This window comes from Selenomonas sp. WCT3, from assembly GCA_900100835.1.
In the GTDB taxonomy this organism is placed as follows: domain Bacteria; phylum Bacillota; class Negativicutes; order Selenomonadales; family Selenomonadaceae; genus Selenomonas_A; species Selenomonas_A ruminantium_E.
Map to the genome: position 1 here is coordinate 37,484 of FNCM01000015.1, position 19,233 is coordinate 56,716.

A 19,233-nucleotide genomic window follows, 5' to 3' on the forward strand; every position below is an offset into this window, starting at 1 on the left:
TTATGGCGGAGATATGTGGGAAAAAACGATGGCGAAAAAGGCTGGGGAAGGCGGGTTTCATGTGGGTGTTGCTGCTTTGCCTATTGGTCATGACGCCCTGTTGTCAGGCGATGAAATTAGCCGGGCAGTGGTATTGGCAGGATGACCCGGACTGTGCAGGGGTGTGGAGGCCCTTCCAGACACCGGGGCAGCCGCCCTTTGCGAAGGGGACGCAATATTTGTGGCTGCAGACGACGCTGCCGGAGGAACCGATTCATGATGCCACATTATTGCTTAATGTCACCGGTCAAAATTTTGAGATTTGGCTGGACGACCAAAAAATCTACAGTTATGGGGATATGGAGCAAGGGCCCATGTCCTATGGGCAGCGATGGCATTTGGTGGACTTGCCACTGGATTACGAGGGTAGGACGCTGCGGATTCATACCCGCTCGGGCAATCCTTTTTGTTTGGGGAATTTTGGGACAATCCAGCTCGATTCTAGTGTGACGCAGATGGCCACCATCCTGCGGCGGGATATTCCGTATATCGCCAATATCCCGCTGGGAATCTTTATGATTTTCATTATGATGATGTATTATATGAGTCCCACGGCACCCAAATCCCTTTATACGCAGATTATCCTGTTTATGATTTCCTTTGTCCTCTGGATGATGTGTGTGCTCAATACCAAGCAGTTGTTTTTGGATATGCCGGTGTTTTGGTGGTTTCTATTGCGAATCAATGCTTATCTGCTGCCGATCCTGGCAAATTTGATTATTTACCGGGTCATTGACCGGAAATACCGGCGCGGGACCTGGCAGGTAGTCATGGCCTTTTCGGCTTTATTCTTGCTGGCGCTGTTCGGTGAGCTGCTTGGCTTCAATGGCCTGGATGCCTGTGCGGGCAGCTTTTATATCATGCTGCCGGTGCTGGAAGGACTGGTGGCATATTGGACCATTCGCTCGGCGGTGCGGGGGAATTACTATTGCCGGGCTATGCTGCTGCCGTTGACTGGGATGCTCATTGCGGGCACGCTGGATGGCATGTTTGGTCATTTTTACTGGCTGCCGGAAAGCGGATCCCTGCTTCCCTATGGCACCTTTACCATTGGTATTTTTGTCCTTTATATCGTGCGGCAGCAGGTTCGCCGGGAACGGTCGCTGGCAGTGCGGGCGGCTGGTTTGGCTGATGCCATGGCCGAGGCGGTGGCCCGTTCTGAGACGGACCGGCTGACCCATTGCTATAACCGGAATCGCATGGATTCGGTGTTGGCAGCAGAAATCAGCCGTCATCGTGGGGAAAAAGATGCCTTTTCTCTCATCATGCTGGATATTGATTTCTTTAAACGAATCAATGACAACTATGGGCACGATGCGGGGGATGAGGTTTTGGCATCTTTTGCCGGATTGATTCGCGACAACATCAAGAAGTCGGATGTGTTTGTGCGCTGGGGTGGTGAAGAGTTCATTCTGGTTTGCCGTGGCTGCTCTAGAGACGAGGCCCAATTGGTGGCGGAACGTTTGCGGCGGCAGGTGGCTTATTCCGATATTTTCCCACGGCAGCGGATTACCTGCAGCATTGGGGTGGCCTCCTGGCAGGGAACAGGGGACAGTGCTGCTGACTTGCTGAAACGCGTGGATACAGCTCTTTACACGGCCAAACGCAATGGCCGCAATATGGTTTGTTGTGCACCTGAAAATGTAGGACTTTCGTCTTGATAATAAAGAAAATTCCTTGACAAAATGAAACTTATCCGCTAATGTAGGGAAAGTGATTTTTGTACATTCAGTGGATGAGGAACAGGAGGGCTTTTGATATGAAGCGTTTATTTACGCGGATAATGGCCCTGTTGTTCCTCTTTTTGTCTGCCGTTGGACAACCGGCTGGCAGCGAGGCGGCAACCATACAGGACGATTGGTCCTATAGCGGGGCGCAGGATGGCAGCTGGCGTTCTTGCCCGCCTGTGGAGCAAAATGGTTTTAAGACGTGTTATGAGGAGGTCTGGTTGGCCGTTACCTTATCGCCAGCGGATTCCCTTAAGGATACGCTGTTTTTTCAAACCAGTGGCCAGAGTGTCCGCGTCATGGTGGGAAATCAGACTGTCTATGAGCAGGAAGCTTCTGGGGATACGCTTTTTACTTCCTACGCACGACGGTGGCATATGGTGAAGCTGCCGGAACTTACCCAGCAGGAGCAGCTGGTGGTGGAACTTCATGGGAATCGGCGTTTAAGTCCCGTGAATCTGTCGGAATTCAGCCTGGATACCGCCAGAGTTCAGGCGGGCAAGGTGTTCCTGTATGATTTGCCCTATGTGTTGTCCCTGCCGGTGGCTTTACTGCTGGCTTTGATTATCTTGATGTATTATTTCCATCAGACAGCCTGGAAGCAGCTGGACTTCAGTTTATTGCTGCTTTTGCTGGTGATGAGTGTTCTCAGCGTCAGTCTTTCCCATACGGTGCAGTTGTTTTGGGATTGGCCGGCTTTTTGGTGGAATTTATCCCATGGAGCGATTTATTTGCTGCCCCTGGCAGGAAATTTTGTCATCTATCAGATTGTGGAACCGGAGTTCAAAGGGAAAATTCTCTATGTAATTGGGGCCTATGGCATGCTGGCTGCGACAGTAATGGCGGCGGAATTATGCCGTCTTCCGGGATTTCACGGCGGCCTGTATCTTTATTATTTGATGCTTATCCCGTGTCAGGTGTTTGTGCTTTACTGGCTGATGTTGTCGGTGCGCAAGTACCAGAATATCTACTCAAGGTTTGCCATAGTGCCGATGCTTAGCTTTGGGGCAGCGGGGGTGTTGGATGGCCTGAATCAGCTGCTAGATATTATGCCCTGGAAGACTTATCTGGTGCCTTGTTGTGTTTATATGCTGACGGCCTTTATCATCTGCATGTTGCGGGAACAATTGCTGCGGGAACGCCGGATGCAGGAACGGGTGAATAATCTCGAATATGAGATTGCTCTGGCTATGGAAAAATCGGAGGTCGACGGGTTGACGGGCTGCCGGAATCGGACGGCCTTTAACCGTTTTATGCAGCATCGGGAGACGGAATCCTTTTCCATGCTGATGTTGGATATCGACCACTTCAAAGAGGTTAACGATACCCTAGGGCATGATGCGGGGGATAAGGTGCTAAGGAAGTTTGCCGCAGTGGTACGGGAACAGTTGGATAAAAGTCACGAGTTTTTCCGCTGGGGCGGTGAAGAATTTGTCGTATATGTTCCCAGCGCGAATGCAACCGTTGCCTTTCGGCTGGCGGAAAAAATCCGGCAATTGGTGGAGAAAGCGGATATCCTGCAGGAGAAACGGATTACCGTCAGCATTGGCCTGGCTTATTGGCACGGTGAGGATGATTGCAATATTGACTTGTTCCGCCGCATGGATAAAGCCCTTTATCGGGCTAAAAACAAAGGCAGAAACTGCGTAATGCAGGAATAATAAAGGGAAAGTTTACAACGAAAGACGAAAAAACGGCTATTGCCCGGTGGGGGCAATAGCCGTTTTATTATGGCAGTATCAGTCGGACGTTATGTTTTTCGAAGTATTCGCCATATTCGCGAGGAGGTTCTTTTTCGGTGATGACGGCGTCCAGGTCGGAGAGCCGGCAGTAGGTCATAAGGGAGGCTTTGTCGAATTTGCTGCTGTCCACCAGCAGGAAAGATTCAGCATTTTTTTGTGCCAGGCTGCGTTTGATTTCACATTCCAGCGGCGAGGCGTTGGTGGCACCGTGGGCAATGGATATGCCGGTGCTGGCCAAAAAAATCTTCGACAGATTGTAGTTTTGCAGAGCGGCAAGGACGCTGGGTCCTACAAAGGCATTGGAAGGCATGTAGAGGGTGCCGCCGGTGGCGATGATGTTGAGACCCGGGTAGCTGCCCGCCGCGTTGATGACATGGACGCTGGCGGTGACAATGGTAAGGTATCTTCGCTTTATCAAATAGGGAATCATGTGCATGGTGGTGGTGCCGGAATCGATGTAGATGACATCGCCGTCCTGTACCTGGGCGGCAGCGGTTTGGGCCACCAGCTTTTTGGCATCTACGTTTCGCCCTTCGCGGTAGGCGAAGGGTTCCGGGGCGCCGGTTTCTTCATCGGCTAGTACGATACCGCCGTAAACTTTTTTGACGATACCGCTGGCTTCCAGTTCGGCAACGTCCCGGCGAATGGTGTTTTTGGATACTCCGAAGCTGTCGCAGAGGTCATTGAGAGAGACGCTGTGGTTGCGCTTCAAGAGTTCATGGATTTGTTGTATGCGGTCTATTTTCATGATAGCCACCTCTTGTGCTTATGTTAATATGTTTGTGAAGTTTTGGGTATGTTTTATGGATATATTATACTTCTAATCGAATTGCATTACAAGGGGATTTTAATACTTATCTTGTTTTGACGTTATTTTTATAGAAACAGACTAAACAATGACAAAAGGTGATGATTTTTGCCGAAATAATATTGACAAAGTGATTAAGCAGGTGTAAATTATAACCATAAAGTTATCAAGAAATTACCAAATGTTTACAAAATAGTAAATAAAGGAGATGCGTTACCATGGGTTACACGTTTATGGTTCCGGCCAAGATTATTTCTGGTGAAAATGTTATTGCTGAATTGGGAAAACACATTGAAGGGAAAGGTAAGAAAGCCCTGATTGTGACGGACCAATTTATGGTAAAGTTTGGCAATGTGGCTAAAGTGGAGGCTGCCCTGAAGAATGCAGGCCTTTCTTATGTAATCTTTGATGGAGCCAACAGTGAGCCCACGGATAAGATTGTGGAGGCTGGTCTTGGTGTATATCAGCAGGAAGACTGCGATTTCATTATTGCCCTGGGCGGTGGCAGTCCCATGGATACGGCCAAGGCCATTGGCTTTATGTCCACGGTACCTGTGGGAACGAAAATCAGTGCCTTCATGCATAAAAATATCGATATGGAAGTTCCCTACTTGGTGGCTATTCCGACTACGGCGGGGACGGGCAGTGAAGTGACGAAAAATACCATTATTTCCGATACCGAGAATAATGTAAAAATGCTGCTGGGCGGCCCGTCTATTATCCCGGCGCTGGCGGTGGTGGACCCCACCTTTACCATGACAGCTCCGCCGAAGGTCACGGCGGCTACGGGTATCGATGCCCTGTGTCATGCCATCGAGGCCTACACTTCCCGCAAGGCGCAGCCGCTGACCGATACCTTTGCCCTTTCGGCAATAGCCAAGATTCATCAAAATCTCCCGCTTTGCTATGCGGATGGCAAGAATGTAAAGGCCCGCTTTGCTATGAGTTTGGCGGCCCTGGAAGCTGGTATTGCCTTCAATAATGCTTCCGTTACCATTGTTCATGGCATGAGCCGCCCGATTGGGGCGCTGTTCCATATCGCCCATGGTGTATCCAACGCGATTTTATTGCCGGCCTGCATGGAATTTGCCATCGAGGAAAATACGGAGCGCTTTGCCGATATTGCCCGGATCATGGGGGTGGCGGAGGAGAATACCCCGGCTAAGGCAGCGGCTGAAGCTTTTGTCAAAGAGGTTGCCCGTTTCTGTCAGGCTGTTGGCATTCCGACGCTGGCGGAGCTGGGGGTAAAGAAGGAGGATTTCTTTGCTCAGCTCGACAAGATGGCAGCCGATGCGCTGGAAAGCGGCAGTCCCCAGAATACGATGCGGGTTCCTAGCAAAGAAGAGCTGATTGAAATCTACAAGAAATTGTTCTGATGGAAAGCGGGGAGCCTAAGCGGTGGTTTCCCATGAGAGGAGGCAGGTATTATGCCGCTGGTAAATATGAAGGAATTGCTGGCCAAATCGGATGCTGGCTTTGCGGTAGGAGCCTTTAATGTTTCGGATATGGAGATGGCCATGGGGGCCATCAAGGCTGCTGAGGAGCTGAAGGCGCCCCTTATTTTGCAGATTGCCGAGGGCCGTTTGCGCTATTCCCCTTTAGAGCTTTTGGGGCCGGTGATGATAGCTGCGGCCAGGAAATGCACCATGCCCACCGCCGTTCATCTGGATCATGGACGTACCTTGGAAACGGTGCGACTGGCGCTGAGCCTCGGTTTTACCTCTGTTATGTTTGACGGCTCCCATTATCCGTTGGCGGAAAATATTGAAAGGACCCGGGAAATTGTGACGATGGCGGAAAAATTCGGCGCGTCGGTGGAAGGGGAAATCGGCAGTATTGGCGGTGCTGAAGGGGATATGGCTTCGGCGGATATTCAGGTGACTTCGGTGGCAGAAGCCAAGCGTTTCGCGGAGGAAACGAAGGTGGATGCCCTGGCGGTGGCTATTGGCACGGCTCATGGGAATTATAAGGAAACGCCCCATTTGCGAATTGACCGATTAAAAGAAATTCATGGGGCACTGGATACACCGCTGGTGCTTCACGGTGGAACGGGACTTACCCCAGAAGATTTCCAAAACTGCCTGGAAAATGGCATTACCAAGATAAATATTGCGACGGCCTCTTATGATAATTCGGCGGCAAAGATTAAAGCCGTGCACAAGGCCAAGCCAAATGCTAACTATTTTGACTTCAGTGATGCGATTTGTGTGGGGACTTACGAAAATGTTAAGAAGCACATGGAAATTTTTGGACTTAAGGGCAAGGCTGGGTTATATAATTAAAGAGGCAGCCTGTTTGCTGGTTGGTATTGGTGGTTTGCTTTTGGCGGTACTTTTTGGCCTGCTGATTAAAGCAACCGGAAGAGATTGAAAAATCCTTGGAGGGTGTATTGATATGGCACTGATTGAATTTGACCAGAAGAAGGAACGGGACATTGTGTTGATTGGGCGGGTGACGTTGGATTTTAATCCCAATGAAATCAACCGCACCTTAGATAAGGTGGAGACCTTTTCCATGTATTTGGGCGGCTCCCCGGGCAACATTGCCGTCGGCGTGAATCGCCTAGGCAAGAAAGTTGGCTTCATCGGCTGTGTATCCGATGACCAATTTGGGGATTTCGTGTTGAATTATTTTGAGAGCCGGGGCATTGATACATCCCAGATGGTGCGGGCTAAAAATGGGGAGCGCATCGGCCTTACTTTTACGGAAATCAAGAGCCCTACGGAAAGCAGTATTCTCATGTACCGTGACCGGGTGGCCGATTTGGAGATTGCCCCGGAGGATATTCACGAAGATTATATTGCCGGTTCCAAGATTTTGCTGATTTCCGGTGTGGCCCTTTCCAAGAGCCCTTCCCGGGAAGCTTGCCTGCTGGCTTTGCAGTACGCGAAAAAACACGGCACCAAGGTCATATTTGACGCCGATTATCGTCCTTACAGCTGGCGTTCCGACAAAGATATCTGCGTTTACTACTCGCTGGTGGCCCGGTTTGCCGATGTCATCATCGGTTCCCGGGATGAGATTGACCTTATTGAGGGACTGCCGGTGCTGGCCAATGATGTGCCGGACCATGAGATTGCTGAAAAGTATATCGAAAACGGCGCGAAGATTGTCATCATCAAACACGGCAAGAAGGGGTCGATTGGCTATACGGCAGACAAGCATGCCTACAAAGTCGAGTCCTATCACATCAAACTGCTGAAGTCTTTTGGCGGTGGCGATGCCTATGCGAGCGCCTTTATCTATGGCCTGCTGGAAGGCTGGAGCGTGCCGGATTCCCTGCAGCATGCCACGGCTCATGCCGCCATGGTGGTGGCTAGCCACAGCTGCTCCAACGCCATGCAGACGGCGGAACAGATTGAAGCCTTTATGCAGGAGCATAAGGATGAAAAGGTAATTACGGAACTTGACTGGGAGGCTAAATTATGAGATTCGGCAGATTGGGAACGGAATTGAAGCATGGATATAATGCTATGACCACCCGCGGCAGTGATATGCTGATGGATATCGGCTATCAGGTTATGAAGGAAGGCGAGGCCGTGGATTTCCAGGACAAGGTGCAGGAAACGGCTTTCGTCATTTTGACGGGCAAGGTGGAAGTCGCTTGGGATGGCAAGAAAGAGGTTATGGAGCGTCATTCCCTCTTTGATGAGAATCCCTACTGTCTCCATGTTCCTCGTGGGGTGGAAGTGACAATCAAGGCTTTGATTCCTTCGGAGGTGCTGGTGCAGCAGACTGTAAACGATAGGGATTTTGCGCCGGTGTTTTACCGGCCGGAAGATGTACAGGCGGATGTCTTTGGCAAGGGCCTTTGGAAGGGCACAGCGGAGCGCACGGTACGCACCATTTTTGACTATGACAATGCGCCCTATTCCAATATGGTAAATGGTGAGGTCATCAATAGTCCGGGGCGCTGGTCTGGTTATATCCCTCACAATCATCCCCAGCCGGAGGTCTATACCTACAAATTCGACAAGCCGCAGGGCTTTGGCGCTTGCTTTATCGGGGACGATGCCTTCAAGATTACCCATAACAGCTGGTCGGAACTTTCCGGTGGACTTATGCATCCCCAGGTTACGGCTCCGGGCTATGCCATGTGGTACAGCTGGATGATTCGCCATCTGCCGGATAATCCTTGGAAGAAGACGCGGACGGATTTGCCGGAACATACCTGGCTGCTGGACCCTGAGGCCCAGATTTGGGAACCCAAAAGATAAACGATATCCTGCGGAGGAGGGCTTAAATATGGCTAAGACAATCAGACTCACTGTGGCACAGGCTTTGGTGAAGTTCCTTAATAATCAGTATATTGAATTTGATGGAAAAGAAAATCCCATGTTTGCCGGCATCTTTGGCATCTTTGGCCATGGCAATGTGGTGGGACTGGGGCAGGCTTTGGAGCAGGACCCGGGGCACCTCATCATGCACATGGGACGAAATGAGCAGGGTATGGCCCATGCCGCTATGGGCTATGCGAAGCAGAAGCGCCGGAAACAGATTTATGCCTGCACTTCTTCTGTGGGACCAGGCGCCGCTAACATGGTGACGGCGGCTGCTACGGCTACCGCAAACTGCATTCCCGTCTTGTTCCTGCCCGGCGATACCTATGCGGACCGTCAGCCAGACCCGGTGCTGCAGCAGATGGAGCAGCCCAATAGCCTAAGCGTCACCACCAACGATGCCTTCAAGGCTGTCTGCAAATATTGGGATCGGGTGACCCGGCCGGAAATTTTGATGACGGCCTGCATCAATGCCATGCGAGTCCTAACTGACCCGGCGGATACCGGCGCGGTCTGCATTGCTCTGCCCCAGGATGTCGAGGGTGAGGCTTGGGATTATCCCGAGTATTTTTTTCAGAAACGGGTGCATCATATCGACCGGGTGAAACCCTCTGAGCGGGCTATCCGCGAGGCAGTAGATTTAATTCGCCGCAAGAAGAAACCAATCATGATTTTTGGCGGTGGCGTGAAGTATTCGGAAGCGGAGGATACTTTCCGCAAATTTGCTGAGAAATACGGTATTGCCTTTGGCGAGACCCAGGCAGGTAAGGGAACCATCACCTGGGAGCATCCTTTGAATCTCGGCGGCCTGGGAGAGACGGGCGGACTGGGGGCTAACACTATCGCCGCTGATGCAGATCTGGTTATCGGTGTTGGCACTCGCTATACGGATTTCACGACTTCTTCCAAGTGGATTTACCAGAACCCCGACGTGGAGTACCTGAACATCAACGTGAGCAAATTCCATGCCTATAAGATGGATGGCCTGCAGGTGGTGGGCGATGCTGGTGCAGCCTTGGAGATGCTCGATGAGGCATTGTCGGGCACCGGTTATCATGTGTCTAAGGAGTATGAGTCCGAGGTAAAAGCGGCTAAAGAAGCCTATGATAAAGAAGTGGATCGCCTCTATCATATCGAGTATACCGGTGAGGATTTTGTGCCGGAGGTCAATGATGATTTTGACTTCAAGAAAGCCGCCAAAGAATTTATCGAATTGACAGGCTGCAGTCTGCCCCAAACGGCGGTGTTGGGCACGGTGAACGAATGTATCGACAAGAATGCCGTCATCGTTGGTGCTTCCGGCAGCTTGCCGGGGGATTTGCAGCGGGCATGGCGGGCTAAATCCGTGGGAAGCTATCATGTGGAGTACGGTTTTTCCTGCATGGGCTATGAGGTAAATGCCGCTTTGGGGGTCAAGATGGCCGAACCAGACCGGGAGGTCTATGCGCTGGTAGGCGATTATGCTTATATGATGCTCCATTCGGAACTTCCCGCCTCCATAGCCGAAGGCAAGAAGATCAATGTCATTCTCTTTGATAACATGAGTGGCGGCTGCATCAATAACTTGGAAGTGGGCCATGGTCAGGGCAGCTATGGTACGGAATTCCGCAGCCGCAATGATAAGACGGGGCAGCTGGATGGCCGTTTAGTGCCTGTGGATTTTGCCATGAATGCTCGTTCCTATGGCTGCGTGGCGTATACGGTTCACACCATCGAAGAATTGAAGGCAGCCATTGAGGATGCCAAAAAGCAGACGGTTTCTACCCTTATCGATGTGAAGGTCTTGCCCAAGACCATGGTTCATGGCTATGGGGACTGGTGGCGCGTAGGCGTGGCCCAGGTATCGGAAAACCAGAAGGTCAATGCGTGTTACGAAAAGGTCATGAAACCCCATTACGATGCGGCAAGGAAATATTGATTAGCTGAGAGCAGGCAGCACTTCCAGGTGCTGCCTGTTTTTTTCTGGATTTTTCTATTAACAGCAGGAGCAAGATTTTATAGTATTGTGGAGAGAATGCGTGGCTTTGCCTGGGATGTTTCGGTTTTTCTCGCGTTTTCTAAGAGTATTTTATACGGTTTATTATCAATAAAAACAATTTTCTATAGAAACAATAGTAAGAAAATAGATATAATATAATCAAAAGATGTACAAAAGGCGCCAAAACATCACAGAAATTATCAATTTAATAGGAGGACTGGTAATGATGAGTACAGAAAACGCACAGCTTTCCTGGAAAACCAGGATTGCCTACGGATTAGGCGATACAGCCCAGAATGTGGTCTGGGGGGCCATGGGTATCTTAACCTTCTTCTACACGGATTATGCTGGTATCGACCCGGCTATTGTCGGTTTGGTCATGCTTCTTTCACGCTGTTTTGATGGTTTCTCCGATGTTGTCATGGGGTTCTTGGTGGAAAAGACCCATTCCAAATGGGGAAAATCCCGTCCCTGGATCCTTTGGATGAGTATCCCCTTTGCGGTGTCGATTATTCTTATCTATACCGTGCCGCAAACTACGTCAGCTTTGCAGTTTGCCTATATCTTTGTAACGTATAATTTCTGCACGACATTCTGCTACACCGCTTTGAACCTTCCCTACGGCAGTCTTTCGGCGATGATGACTCGGCTTTCTAAGGAAAGGGATATGCTTTCCATTACGCGTATGTGCCTGTCTCCTTGGGGCCGTATCCTTTCGGTTTCAGCTACGCTGCCGCTGGTAAAAGTATTTGGTGACAGTCAGATGGCCTGGGTTGAGGTCATGAGCCTCTGGGCGGTAGTCGGTTTGGCACTGCTTATTTTCTGCTTCCGCAACTGTGAGGAAACCGTTGTGATTGAAGCCCGTGATAAATCAGAAGATAAGATTCCGGTAAAACGGGCCCTGAAAGGCCTGGCTGTGAATAAGTATTTCTGGGCTGGCATGACCATTTGGATGATGCAGAATGTTATCTTTACCGTTACGGGTACTATTCTCCCGTATTATTGCAAATATATCTTCAACAATGATTCCCTTTACAGTGGCTTGTATCTTCTTGAGACGCTGGTTACCATCGGGGTCATGGCACTTTTCAGTCCCAAACTGCTGCAGCGTTTCGGTAAGCGAAACATGAGCCTGGGCGGCGTGCTTATCTGCCTGGTTGGCCATCTGATTTTCCTGCTTAATCCTGAGGATTTCAATATGCTGGTGTTCAGTTGCGTTATCCGCGGCATTGGCTTTGCGCCGATTCAGTCGGTTATCTTCGGTTTCCTGGGAGATGCTGTTGAGTATGGACAGTGGAAGAGCCACCTGCGCCAGGAGGGCTTGGTATTCTCCGGTGGTTCGGTGGGTACTAAGGTAGGTACTGGTCTTACCAGCGCCATCCTGACAGGTCTTCTTTCCTATGCTGGCTATGTGGCAACAGCCACGGGATCGGTAGCACAGACGCCGGCTGTTATCAGCATGATTATGAGTATCTATATGTATGCACCGCTAGTGGTTTGGGGCGTTCTGATTGTGGTATTGGTGAACTACAAACTGGATAAAGAATATCCGGCTATCATGCAGGAACTGGTACACCGTGAAGCTTTAGGCCAGATGTAAAAAGGAGTTTATGATGAAAGAGAATACGCTGATTACGATTACCCGCCAATATGGCAGCGGCGGCCGGGAAGTATCGGAAATCCTGGCCAAGCGCATGGGGGTGCGCCGCTACGACCGAAAGATTGTCAGTATGGCGGCAGAAGAAATGGGACACGGAGCAGATATTGAGAGCATCGTCGCCTCATCTTATGCGTCGCCGGAAACCAGTAAACCTTATTTTCAGCAGGGGGGATTTGGCCGGGTGGCTGATTACAATCGCCGTTATCTCGAGCAGGCCAAGGCTATTCTGGCCATTGCCAAACGCGGCGAAGGGGCGGTGTTCCTGGGGCGCTGTGCGGATTTTGTTTTGAAGGACTGTCCAGAGCATTATTCCTTCTTCATTTACGCCGATGACGCTTTTCGTGAGGAACGGGCGAAGAGCGAGTACGATGAGAAGACTGTGAAAGAACTCGATGCGGTGGATGAACAGCGGCGCAATTACTACGCGTATTATACTGGCCGCAAGTGGGGAGATCCACAAAACTATGATATGATGATTAATACGAGCCGAATTTCGCTGGAGGAGGCAGCAGACCTTATCCAAAGCTATGTAGAAATGCGCCAGGCGAAAAAAGAATGAAAGCGTATAGAAAAGGGCTGTGAAATTACAGTTTATCGGTTAGTGGAACCTTATTCGAAGCAGCTCTTCGCCGCCGCTAGGGGCAGTGCCAACACTACGCGGGAGATGTTTTTCTAAACGAAATTTTTATCTTTAATTAAGCATCGAAAAAGTTGCAAAACGCGCTTCGCTTGAACGATAGCAATTTTTCGACGAACGATGAGGATAAAAATTTCGTTCTTCACGAAAAACATCAAACGCTTCGTTTATGGCACTGCCCCTAGCGGCGGCTGAGTCTGTGGCGAATTTCCCCGAGTTTCACCCTCCGAGGGCGCAGCAATTCGTGCCGACTCTAACCGAGGCGGCGGGGGCCCCAGTACCATAAGCGTAGCCTTGACGTTCCGCGTGAAGCAAGAAATTTTTGCCTGCGTTCTCGTTGGAAAAGCAGTTTCGTCCAAACGAAGCGCGTTTAACTGTTTTCCAACTCTTAATTAAAAGGCAAAAATTTCTTGTAGCGGGTTGTCACCGGTGGAGCGTTGGTACTGGGGCCCCCGCCGCCGGCGACTTACCTCGAACACGAACTGGGTACTACTCCCTTGCAAACTGTAATTTGTAAAAACTACGTGGATAAATTCGCAAAAGCCTCCATAAGTTAGATTAATCAATTTAACTTATGGAGGCTTCTATATTTTATGTCAATATAAAGGCTTTTTCACAGTCCCTTTTGGTGCAATTTACTTGGTCCAAGTGGAGCGGTAATCTCCCGGGGTTATTCCCGTGGCTGACTTGAAGGCGTTTTGGAAATAATTTGAGTTGTTATAACCGACCCGAGTGGCGATTTCTGTGATGGTTAGTTGTGTATTGATGAGTAGATTTTGGGCCTCGCCTATGCGGCGCAGAATGACGTATTTCATGGGGGAGAGTCCGATTTCGGAACGGAAGAGATGCGAGATGTAATAGGTGTTGGCATGGACGGATTTGGCGATGTCGGCGAGTTTGATGTTCTCTTTATAGTGTCTATCGATATATTCGCGGGCCAGGGTAGCTGGAGAGGTCCTTGGGACTTCTTTGGGCGAGCTGTGCTTTTGGATGAGCTGACAAATCTTGGTAAGTAGAGCATAAGAAAGGAAGGCTGCCGTTTCTGCGCCTTGGGGCAGGCGGCTTTCCCGCTCAATGCTGCGGAATAAATCAAGTATGATGGGGTAATCGTCACCGCAGGAAAGAATGGGGGATAACTCTGGGGCGATGATTTTTCCAGGAGGGAGTTTGTCTAGGCGTAGATTGCTGAGACCGATGCAGTAGGTATAGAGTTCGCTGCCGTTGCCGCCAAATTCGTCGTGGATTGATTTGCTGTTGTAAAAGATAAGATCACCGGTTTTAGCGGTGTAGCGCTTACCATCAATCATAAAAATCCCTGCGCCGTCATAAACCAGTACGATTTCCGTGATGTGCTGGTGCTCGTGCATACTGCGCGGCATGCGGGAGGATTCGGCATCCACGTTGCAGATATATTCCAATTGGGGCCAGTGCCCTCGTTGGAAGGCGGAGTGGAAGTGATTGTCCATGAAATATTGCAGCATATATCTTCAACCCCCTTGTTTGTGATGGTAACTATTATTATTTTATACTGAATGGATGGAATTTGTCAGCTTTTTTTTCTTTTTGGGTTAGTCAATGACAAGATTTTATAGTATTAAGGGGGAAATGTTGGCGCAAAACAGATAAACAAGCGGTAAAACGATGCAAATATGCCAAAATACCGCAGAATCAATGGACACGCCGGTGCTATAATAAAGATAAAGTTAATCAAGAAGAACAAATGAGGTAATCAGAAGTTCTTCAAATAATTGAGCGAAAGGCGGAGAGAGTAATGATTAAAGTAGGTATTATTGGTGCAGGCCGTATCGGACATGTCCATGGGGAAAGCATTTCAAAATTTGTGAAACATGCAGAAATCAAGACGATTGCTGACCCGTTTATGAATGAAAAGACAGAAGCATGGGCCAAGTCCCTGGGTGTCGAAAAGACGACGAAGGATTACCATGAAATCCTCAACGATCCCGAAATCGAAGCCGTGCTGATTTGCGCATCCACGGACCAGCATTCACCCCTTTCCATTGAAGCTTTGCGGGCCGGCAAGCATGTATTTTGTGAAAAGCCCATTGACCATGATGTGGAAAAAATCAAGGAAGTTCTGGCCGTTGTAAAAGAAACCGGTAAAAAATATCAGGTAGGCTTCAATCGCCGCTTTGACCACAATTTCCAAGCGGTGCGCCAGGCCGTCAAAGATGGCCGGGTGGGCAAACAGCAGATTATCAAGATTACCTCCCGTGACCCAGAGCCGCCTTCCATTGATTACGTAAAGGTATCGGGCGGAATTTTCCTGGATATGACCATTCATGATTTTGATATGGTGCGTTACTTATCTGGAGCTGAGGTCGAGGAGGTCTATGCGGCTGGTTCGGTTACGGTAGACCCGGAAATCGGCAAGGCTGGTGATATTGATACGGCGGTTATTACCTTAAAGCTGGATAATGGTGCTACGGCTGTTATCGACAACTGCCGTGCGGCCTGCTATGGTTATGACCAGCGGGCGGAGGTCTTTGGTGATCAGGGCTGCATTGCCATCAGCAACGATTCGGATTCCAATGCGGTATTCAGCGGCAAAGATGGCGTGGTAGCCGAAAAGCCGATGTTCTTCTTCCTGGAGCGCTATATGATGGCCTATGCGAAAGAAGTGGACAGCTTCGTAGAGGCTATTGTCAATGATACGGAGACGGAGGTAAATGCCAAAGATGGTCTGGAACCCGTGCTGATTGGCCTTGCAGCCAAGAAATCCGTGGCAGAACACCGCCCGGTACGCATTGAGGAAATCCGCAGCCAGTATGGCCTTTGATTTGGGAAGAAAGGAAGTATGCAGCATGGCAACGATTAAACTGGGCATTGCACCTATTGCTTGGACGAATGATGATATGCCGGATTTAGGTAAGGAAAATACCTTTGAGCAGTGCGTCAGTGAGATGGCACTGGCCGGTTTTACCGGCTGCGAAGTTGGGGGCAGATACCCGAGAGATACAGCCGTACTGAAAAAGGCCTTATCCCTGCGAGGCATGGAGATTGCCAGTGCCTGGTTTAGCTCCTTCCTGCTGACCCAGCCCTATGAGCAGGTGGAAAAAGACTTTATCGCCCATTGTACCTTCTTAAAAACCATGGGAGCTAAATTCTGCAACGTAGCGGAGCAGGGCAACAGTGTCCAGGGAAAACTGGATGTACCTGTCTTTGACGGCAAGCCGGAAAATACCGCAGAGCAGTGGAAGCTCTTGACGGAAGGCTTGGACAAGCTGGGGAAAGTAGCCAAGGACATGGGGATGACGATGACCTATCATCACCACATGGGGACTGGCGTTCAGACCGAGGCCGAAATTGACCGCTTGATGGAAAACACCAATCCGGATTATGTTTGGCTTCTCTATGATACCGGGCATTTGGTCTGCTCCGGCGAGGACTATCTGGGAATCCTGAAGAAATATATGTCCCGTATCCGTCACATTCATCTAAAGGATGTGCGGCTAGATGTGCGCCAGCGGGTGATTGATGAGAAGATGAGCTTCTTGGATGGTGTACGTGCTGGCATGTTTACGGTTCCCGGGGATGGGGACGTGGATTTTGAACCAATTTTCGACTATGTGAATAAGAGCGATTTTGATGGCTGGTACATCGTCGAAGCAGAGCAGGATCCGGCCAAAGCCAATCCGTTGGAATATGCCCAGAAAGCCCGCAAATATATCCGCGAGAAAGCTGGACTGTAATCTTTTGTGAATGTGTGGAAACACCCCCTATAGTGAAAACAGCCTCAAGGCAATGCCTTGGGGCTGTTTTGCTGAAGCGTATTTTGTTTATTATTTTACCAGAGACCCTGGATATTTGAGGGTGGCGAAATAGTCGTCAATGGTCTGGGCGCGGCGGATGAGTTCGACGCTGCCATCTTCCCGTAGCAGCAGTTCGGCACACCAGAGTTTGCCGTTGTAGTTGAAGCCCATGGCGCTGCCGTGAGCACCGGTGTCGTGGATAATGACCAAATCGCCGATGTCGATTTTCGGAAGTTTCCGGTCGATGGCGAATTTATCGTTGTTTTCACAGAGGGAACCGGTGATGTCGTAGAGGTGATTGCAGGGCTCGTTTTCTTTGCCGGCAATTGTGATGTGATGGTAGGCACCGTAGAGAGCTGGGCGCATGAGGTTGGCCATGCAGGAGTCGAGACCGATGTAATCCTTGTAGGTCTTTTTCTCGTGAAGAACCGTGGAGACAAGCCAGCCGGCAGGACCGGTCATGGCGCGGCCGCTTTCGGTCATGATACCGGTTTTGGTAAGGCCGGCGGGAACCATCATTTCGTTGTAGAGCTTATGGATGCCCTCGCCGATTTCCATGAGATTCAGTGGTTCCTGCTCAGGCAGGTATGGGATTCCAAAGCCGCCCCCCAGATTGACAAATTCCACTTCGATATCCAGCTTTTCTTTGAGTTCGACGGCCAGGGTAAACATCAGTTTTGCCGTAAACAGGAAGGCTTCGGTGCGGCGTTCATTGGACGCAACCATGGTGTGAAGGCCGAAGCGCTTGATGCCTTTTTCTTTGGCAATCTTGTAGGCTTCAAAGAGCTGTTCACGGGTCAGGCCGTACTTGGCCTCTGTCGGTTTGCCGATGATGTCATTGCCCTCAATGAGGTCGCCAGGATTGTAGCGGAAGCAGATGATGTTTGGCAGACCGGCATTCTTCTCCAGATATTCGATATGGGAGATGTCATCCAGGTTGATGATGGCACCCAGTTCAATTGCCTTTTGGAATTCATCGGCCGGGGTGTCGTTGGAGGTCAAGAGAATTTCCTCCCCCTTGACGCCGGCGATATCGGAGAGCAAAAGCTCCGCCAGGCTGCTGCAGTCGGTGCCAGCCCCTTCTTCATGCAGGAGCTGTACAATGCGCGGATTCGGCAGTGCTTTGACGGCGAACTGTTCGCGGAAGGAGGGCGCCCAGGCAAAGGCTTTTTGCAGCGCGCGGATATTTTCGCGGATAGCGTGCTCGTCGTAGATATGGAATGGCGTTGGATATTTTTTGACAATTTCCTGGAGTTGTTCTTTATTCAGTGGAAAAGATTTTTTTGCCATGTCGGTATTCCTCCTGCCGTTTATAGAGAATAATTATTAACTGTAAAATTGTAAATAAATTATAACAAGACAGTATAATAAAGTCAATATTTATAAAAAAATAGTATACTCATTGCTTGCTGGCCTAGCTATCATCAGATTTTCATCTCGATGTAATTGTTCTGTAAAAAGCGGCTACTACAATAAGGTTGCTTTGACGTGACAAAGCACAGCGATAGGGAGGGACGATATAGTATGAGAAAGAAAAGCAGTATAGTTTTATTGGCCATGTTATGTTTGTGCGTCATATTATCGGGATGTGCCGGTGTGGTGACTTTAGATGGAATGGGAAAAACATCCTTGGAAGATACCACTTTGACCGGGCAGTATTCGACGATGCAGCTTAAGTTTCCTAAGGTAAAGGAAAACGACCAGGCGAACATATTGAATGCCAATAATATGGAGACAAAATCGTGGTCAGGTAAGGCCGGAGATACGAAAATCACGGTAGAAACCAGCCATTATGACCCGTCGAAGAATTATTGGATAAATTTTGACAGCGAAGTAAAAGCTGCGGTGAGAGCATTTGAATGTATGCATTTTAATGTTGAAAATTTGACCAACGAACAGGCAACGCTGGATGGCCGGATTGCCAGAAAGATTGATTTTGATTATAGCGAGGGATCGGAAAAATATCATTGTACGCTTTATATTACCATGGTCGAGAACAAGGAGCTTTGGGCGATTGCCTTTAACACCAAACAGGGCAAAGAACAGCCGCAGGAAGTGCTGGAAAGCTTGAAAATCGAGGCTTTACCAAAGACAGGTGTCGATCCGCAGAAAATAGCGGAAAATGCGCCCCAGGCAGCCATTGAGGGGCTCACCTTTGAGGAAGATGATTTACGTTTTAAGTATCTGTGCTTAAAATTGAAGAACACGGATCCCAAGCGGACCATTGATAGCTTCCGGGTAAATCTTTACAAGTACGATAAAAACGGTCAGCTCGTACCGGAGCACCGGGAGTATTCCAGTAAAGCCAGTGAGCTATGTGAATACAAACAGAATATCCTGCCGGGGCAGTATACCGATGACCAGAAAGGATGGCGGGTAAGCCCCAAGGCGGATATTGGCAAATATGAAGTAGAACTTGAGTCCATTACCTATACCGATGGTTCTGAATGGAAGGCTGTGGAGGGCCAGCAAATCCGGACGTCGGTATCCATATAAAATCTGTTGGAGAAACGCCGTTGGGCGGTCTGTTTATGAGACTGCGTAGCGGCGTTTTTGTCCGTGGGCCCTTTGGTTCTTTTCATCGGCAGGTAT

General features: G+C 49.6%; 15 protein-coding genes. 12 read left to right on the plus strand and 3 right to left on the minus strand.

Annotated features, from left to right (window positions below; genetic code table 11):
- The first annotated feature begins 59 nt into the window (after positions 1-59).
- The gene (locus tag BLQ36_RS11410; RefSeq protein WP_180364876.1) at positions 60-1,700 is read left to right on the plus strand and encodes a sensor domain-containing diguanylate cyclase; all 1,641 of its coding nucleotides are present in this window, start codon (positions 60-62) and stop codon (positions 1,698-1,700) included.
- A 98-nt stretch (positions 1,701-1,798) separates the two neighbouring features.
- Positions 1,799-3,427: a GGDEF domain-containing protein gene (locus BLQ36_RS11415; protein WP_074515710.1), complete on the plus strand. Its 1,629-nt coding sequence runs from the start codon at positions 1,799-1,801 to the stop codon at positions 3,425-3,427.
- A 67-nt stretch (positions 3,428-3,494) separates the two neighbouring features.
- On the opposite strand, the gene BLQ36_RS11420 is transcribed toward BLQ36_RS11415, so the two are convergent.
- Positions 3,495-4,256, minus strand: coding sequence for a DeoR/GlpR family DNA-binding transcription regulator (locus BLQ36_RS11420; protein WP_074515711.1), 762 nt, complete (start codon positions 4,254-4,256; stop codon positions 3,495-3,497).
- Between the two features lie 278 nt (positions 4,257-4,534).
- Here BLQ36_RS11420 and BLQ36_RS11425 point away from each other — a divergent pair, with 278 nt between their 5' ends.
- The 7 genes from BLQ36_RS11425 (at position 4,535) to BLQ36_RS11455 (ending at position 12,793) form a co-directional block, all read left to right on the plus strand.
- A complete protein-coding gene (locus BLQ36_RS11425) occupies positions 4,535-5,692 on the plus strand; it encodes an iron-containing alcohol dehydrogenase (RefSeq protein ID WP_074515712.1) in 1,158 nt (385 codons plus the stop codon).
- Between the two features lie 51 nt (positions 5,693-5,743).
- Positions 5,744-6,598 (plus strand): class II fructose-bisphosphate aldolase, encoded by an 855-nt coding sequence (locus tag BLQ36_RS11430; protein ID WP_074515713.1) that lies wholly within the window; start codon positions 5,744-5,746, stop codon positions 6,596-6,598.
- 112 nt (positions 6,599-6,710) lie between these two features.
- Complete coding sequence (gene iolC / locus BLQ36_RS11435; RefSeq protein ID WP_074515714.1) at positions 6,711-7,745, plus strand: 5-dehydro-2-deoxygluconokinase; 1,035 nt, start codon at positions 6,711-6,713, stop codon at positions 7,743-7,745.
- The gene (locus BLQ36_RS11440) at positions 7,742-8,533 is read left to right on the plus strand and encodes a 5-deoxy-glucuronate isomerase (RefSeq protein ID WP_074515715.1); all 792 of its coding nucleotides are present in this window, start codon (positions 7,742-7,744) and stop codon (positions 8,531-8,533) included. Before iolC ends, BLQ36_RS11440 begins: the two co-directional genes overlap by 4 nt.
- 28 nt (positions 8,534-8,561) lie before the next feature.
- Positions 8,562-10,514 (plus strand): 3D-(3,5/4)-trihydroxycyclohexane-1,2-dione acylhydrolase (decyclizing), encoded by a 1,953-nt coding sequence (iolD, locus tag BLQ36_RS11445; protein ID WP_074515716.1) that lies wholly within the window; start codon positions 8,562-8,564, stop codon positions 10,512-10,514.
- A 283-nt stretch (positions 10,515-10,797) separates the two neighbouring features.
- Complete coding sequence (locus BLQ36_RS11450; protein ID WP_074515717.1) at positions 10,798-12,174, plus strand: glycoside-pentoside-hexuronide (GPH):cation symporter; 1,377 nt, start codon at positions 10,798-10,800, stop codon at positions 12,172-12,174.
- Positions 12,175-12,184: 10 nt separating this feature from the next.
- Entirely contained in the window at positions 12,185-12,793 is a 609-nt protein-coding gene (locus tag BLQ36_RS11455) for a cytidylate kinase-like family protein (RefSeq protein ID WP_074515718.1), read from the plus strand.
- Between the two features lie 713 nt (positions 12,794-13,506).
- Here BLQ36_RS11455 and BLQ36_RS11460 read toward each other — a convergent pair.
- Positions 13,507-14,352, minus strand: coding sequence for a helix-turn-helix domain-containing protein (locus BLQ36_RS11460; protein WP_074515719.1), 846 nt, complete (start codon positions 14,350-14,352; stop codon positions 13,507-13,509).
- Between the two features lie 290 nt (positions 14,353-14,642).
- On the opposite strand from BLQ36_RS11460, the gene iolG reads away from it, so the two are divergent.
- Complete coding sequence (gene iolG / locus BLQ36_RS11465) at positions 14,643-15,668, plus strand: inositol 2-dehydrogenase (protein ID WP_074515720.1); 1,026 nt, start codon at positions 14,643-14,645, stop codon at positions 15,666-15,668.
- A gap of 25 nt (positions 15,669-15,693) precedes the next feature.
- Positions 15,694-16,581, plus strand: coding sequence for a myo-inosose-2 dehydratase (gene iolE / locus BLQ36_RS11470; RefSeq protein ID WP_074515731.1), 888 nt, complete (start codon positions 15,694-15,696; stop codon positions 16,579-16,581).
- 90 nt (positions 16,582-16,671) lie between these two features.
- Here the strand turns inward: iolE and BLQ36_RS11475 are convergent, their stop codons facing one another.
- A complete protein-coding gene (locus BLQ36_RS11475; RefSeq protein WP_074515721.1) occupies positions 16,672-17,931 on the minus strand; it encodes a diaminopimelate decarboxylase family protein in 1,260 nt (419 codons plus the stop codon).
- A gap of 306 nt (positions 17,932-18,237) precedes the next feature.
- On the opposite strand from BLQ36_RS11475, the gene BLQ36_RS11480 reads away from it, so the two are divergent.
- The gene (locus tag BLQ36_RS11480) at positions 18,238-19,137 is read left to right on the plus strand and encodes a DUF5780 domain-containing protein (RefSeq protein WP_143558758.1); all 900 of its coding nucleotides are present in this window, start codon (positions 18,238-18,240) and stop codon (positions 19,135-19,137) included.
- The last annotated feature ends 96 nt before the right edge of the window (positions 19,138-19,233 follow it).

What these genes read in the sequence shown, in the direction of transcription:
- iolD (WP_074515716.1), top strand. Translation starts at nt 8,562, where the DNA reads ATGGCTAAGACAATCAGACTCACTGTGGCACAGGCTTTGGTGAAGTTC.
- BLQ36_RS11425 (WP_074515712.1), top strand. Translation starts at nt 4,535, where the DNA reads ATGGGTTACACGTTTATGGTTCCGGCCAAGATTATTTCTGGTGAAAAT.
- iolC (WP_074515714.1), top strand. Translation starts at nt 6,711, where the DNA reads ATGGCACTGATTGAATTTGACCAGAAGAAGGAACGGGACATTGTGTTG.
- iolE (WP_074515731.1), top strand. Translation starts at nt 15,694, where the DNA reads ATGGCAACGATTAAACTGGGCATTGCACCTATTGCTTGGACGAATGAT.
- BLQ36_RS11430 (WP_074515713.1), top strand. Translation starts at nt 5,744, where the DNA reads ATGCCGCTGGTAAATATGAAGGAATTGCTGGCCAAATCGGATGCTGGC.
- BLQ36_RS11415 (WP_074515710.1), top strand. Translation starts at nt 1,799, where the DNA reads ATGAAGCGTTTATTTACGCGGATAATGGCCCTGTTGTTCCTCTTTTTG.
- BLQ36_RS11440 (WP_074515715.1), top strand. Translation starts at nt 7,742, where the DNA reads ATGAGATTCGGCAGATTGGGAACGGAATTGAAGCATGGATATAATGCT.
- BLQ36_RS11475 (WP_074515721.1), bottom strand. Translation starts at nt 17,931, where the DNA reads ATGGCAAAAAAATCTTTTCCACTGAATAAAGAACAACTCCAGGAAATT.
- BLQ36_RS11460 (WP_074515719.1), bottom strand. Translation starts at nt 14,352, where the DNA reads ATGCTGCAATATTTCATGGACAATCACTTCCACTCCGCCTTCCAACGA.
- BLQ36_RS11450 (WP_074515717.1), top strand. Translation starts at nt 10,798, where the DNA reads ATGATGAGTACAGAAAACGCACAGCTTTCCTGGAAAACCAGGATTGCC.
- iolG (WP_074515720.1), top strand. Translation starts at nt 14,643, where the DNA reads ATGATTAAAGTAGGTATTATTGGTGCAGGCCGTATCGGACATGTCCAT.
- BLQ36_RS11455 (WP_074515718.1), top strand. Translation starts at nt 12,185, where the DNA reads ATGATGAAAGAGAATACGCTGATTACGATTACCCGCCAATATGGCAGC.
- BLQ36_RS11420 (WP_074515711.1), bottom strand. Translation starts at nt 4,256, where the DNA reads ATGAAAATAGACCGCATACAACAAATCCATGAACTCTTGAAGCGCAAC.
- BLQ36_RS11410 (WP_180364876.1), top strand. Translation starts at nt 60, where the DNA reads ATGTGGGTGTTGCTGCTTTGCCTATTGGTCATGACGCCCTGTTGTCAG.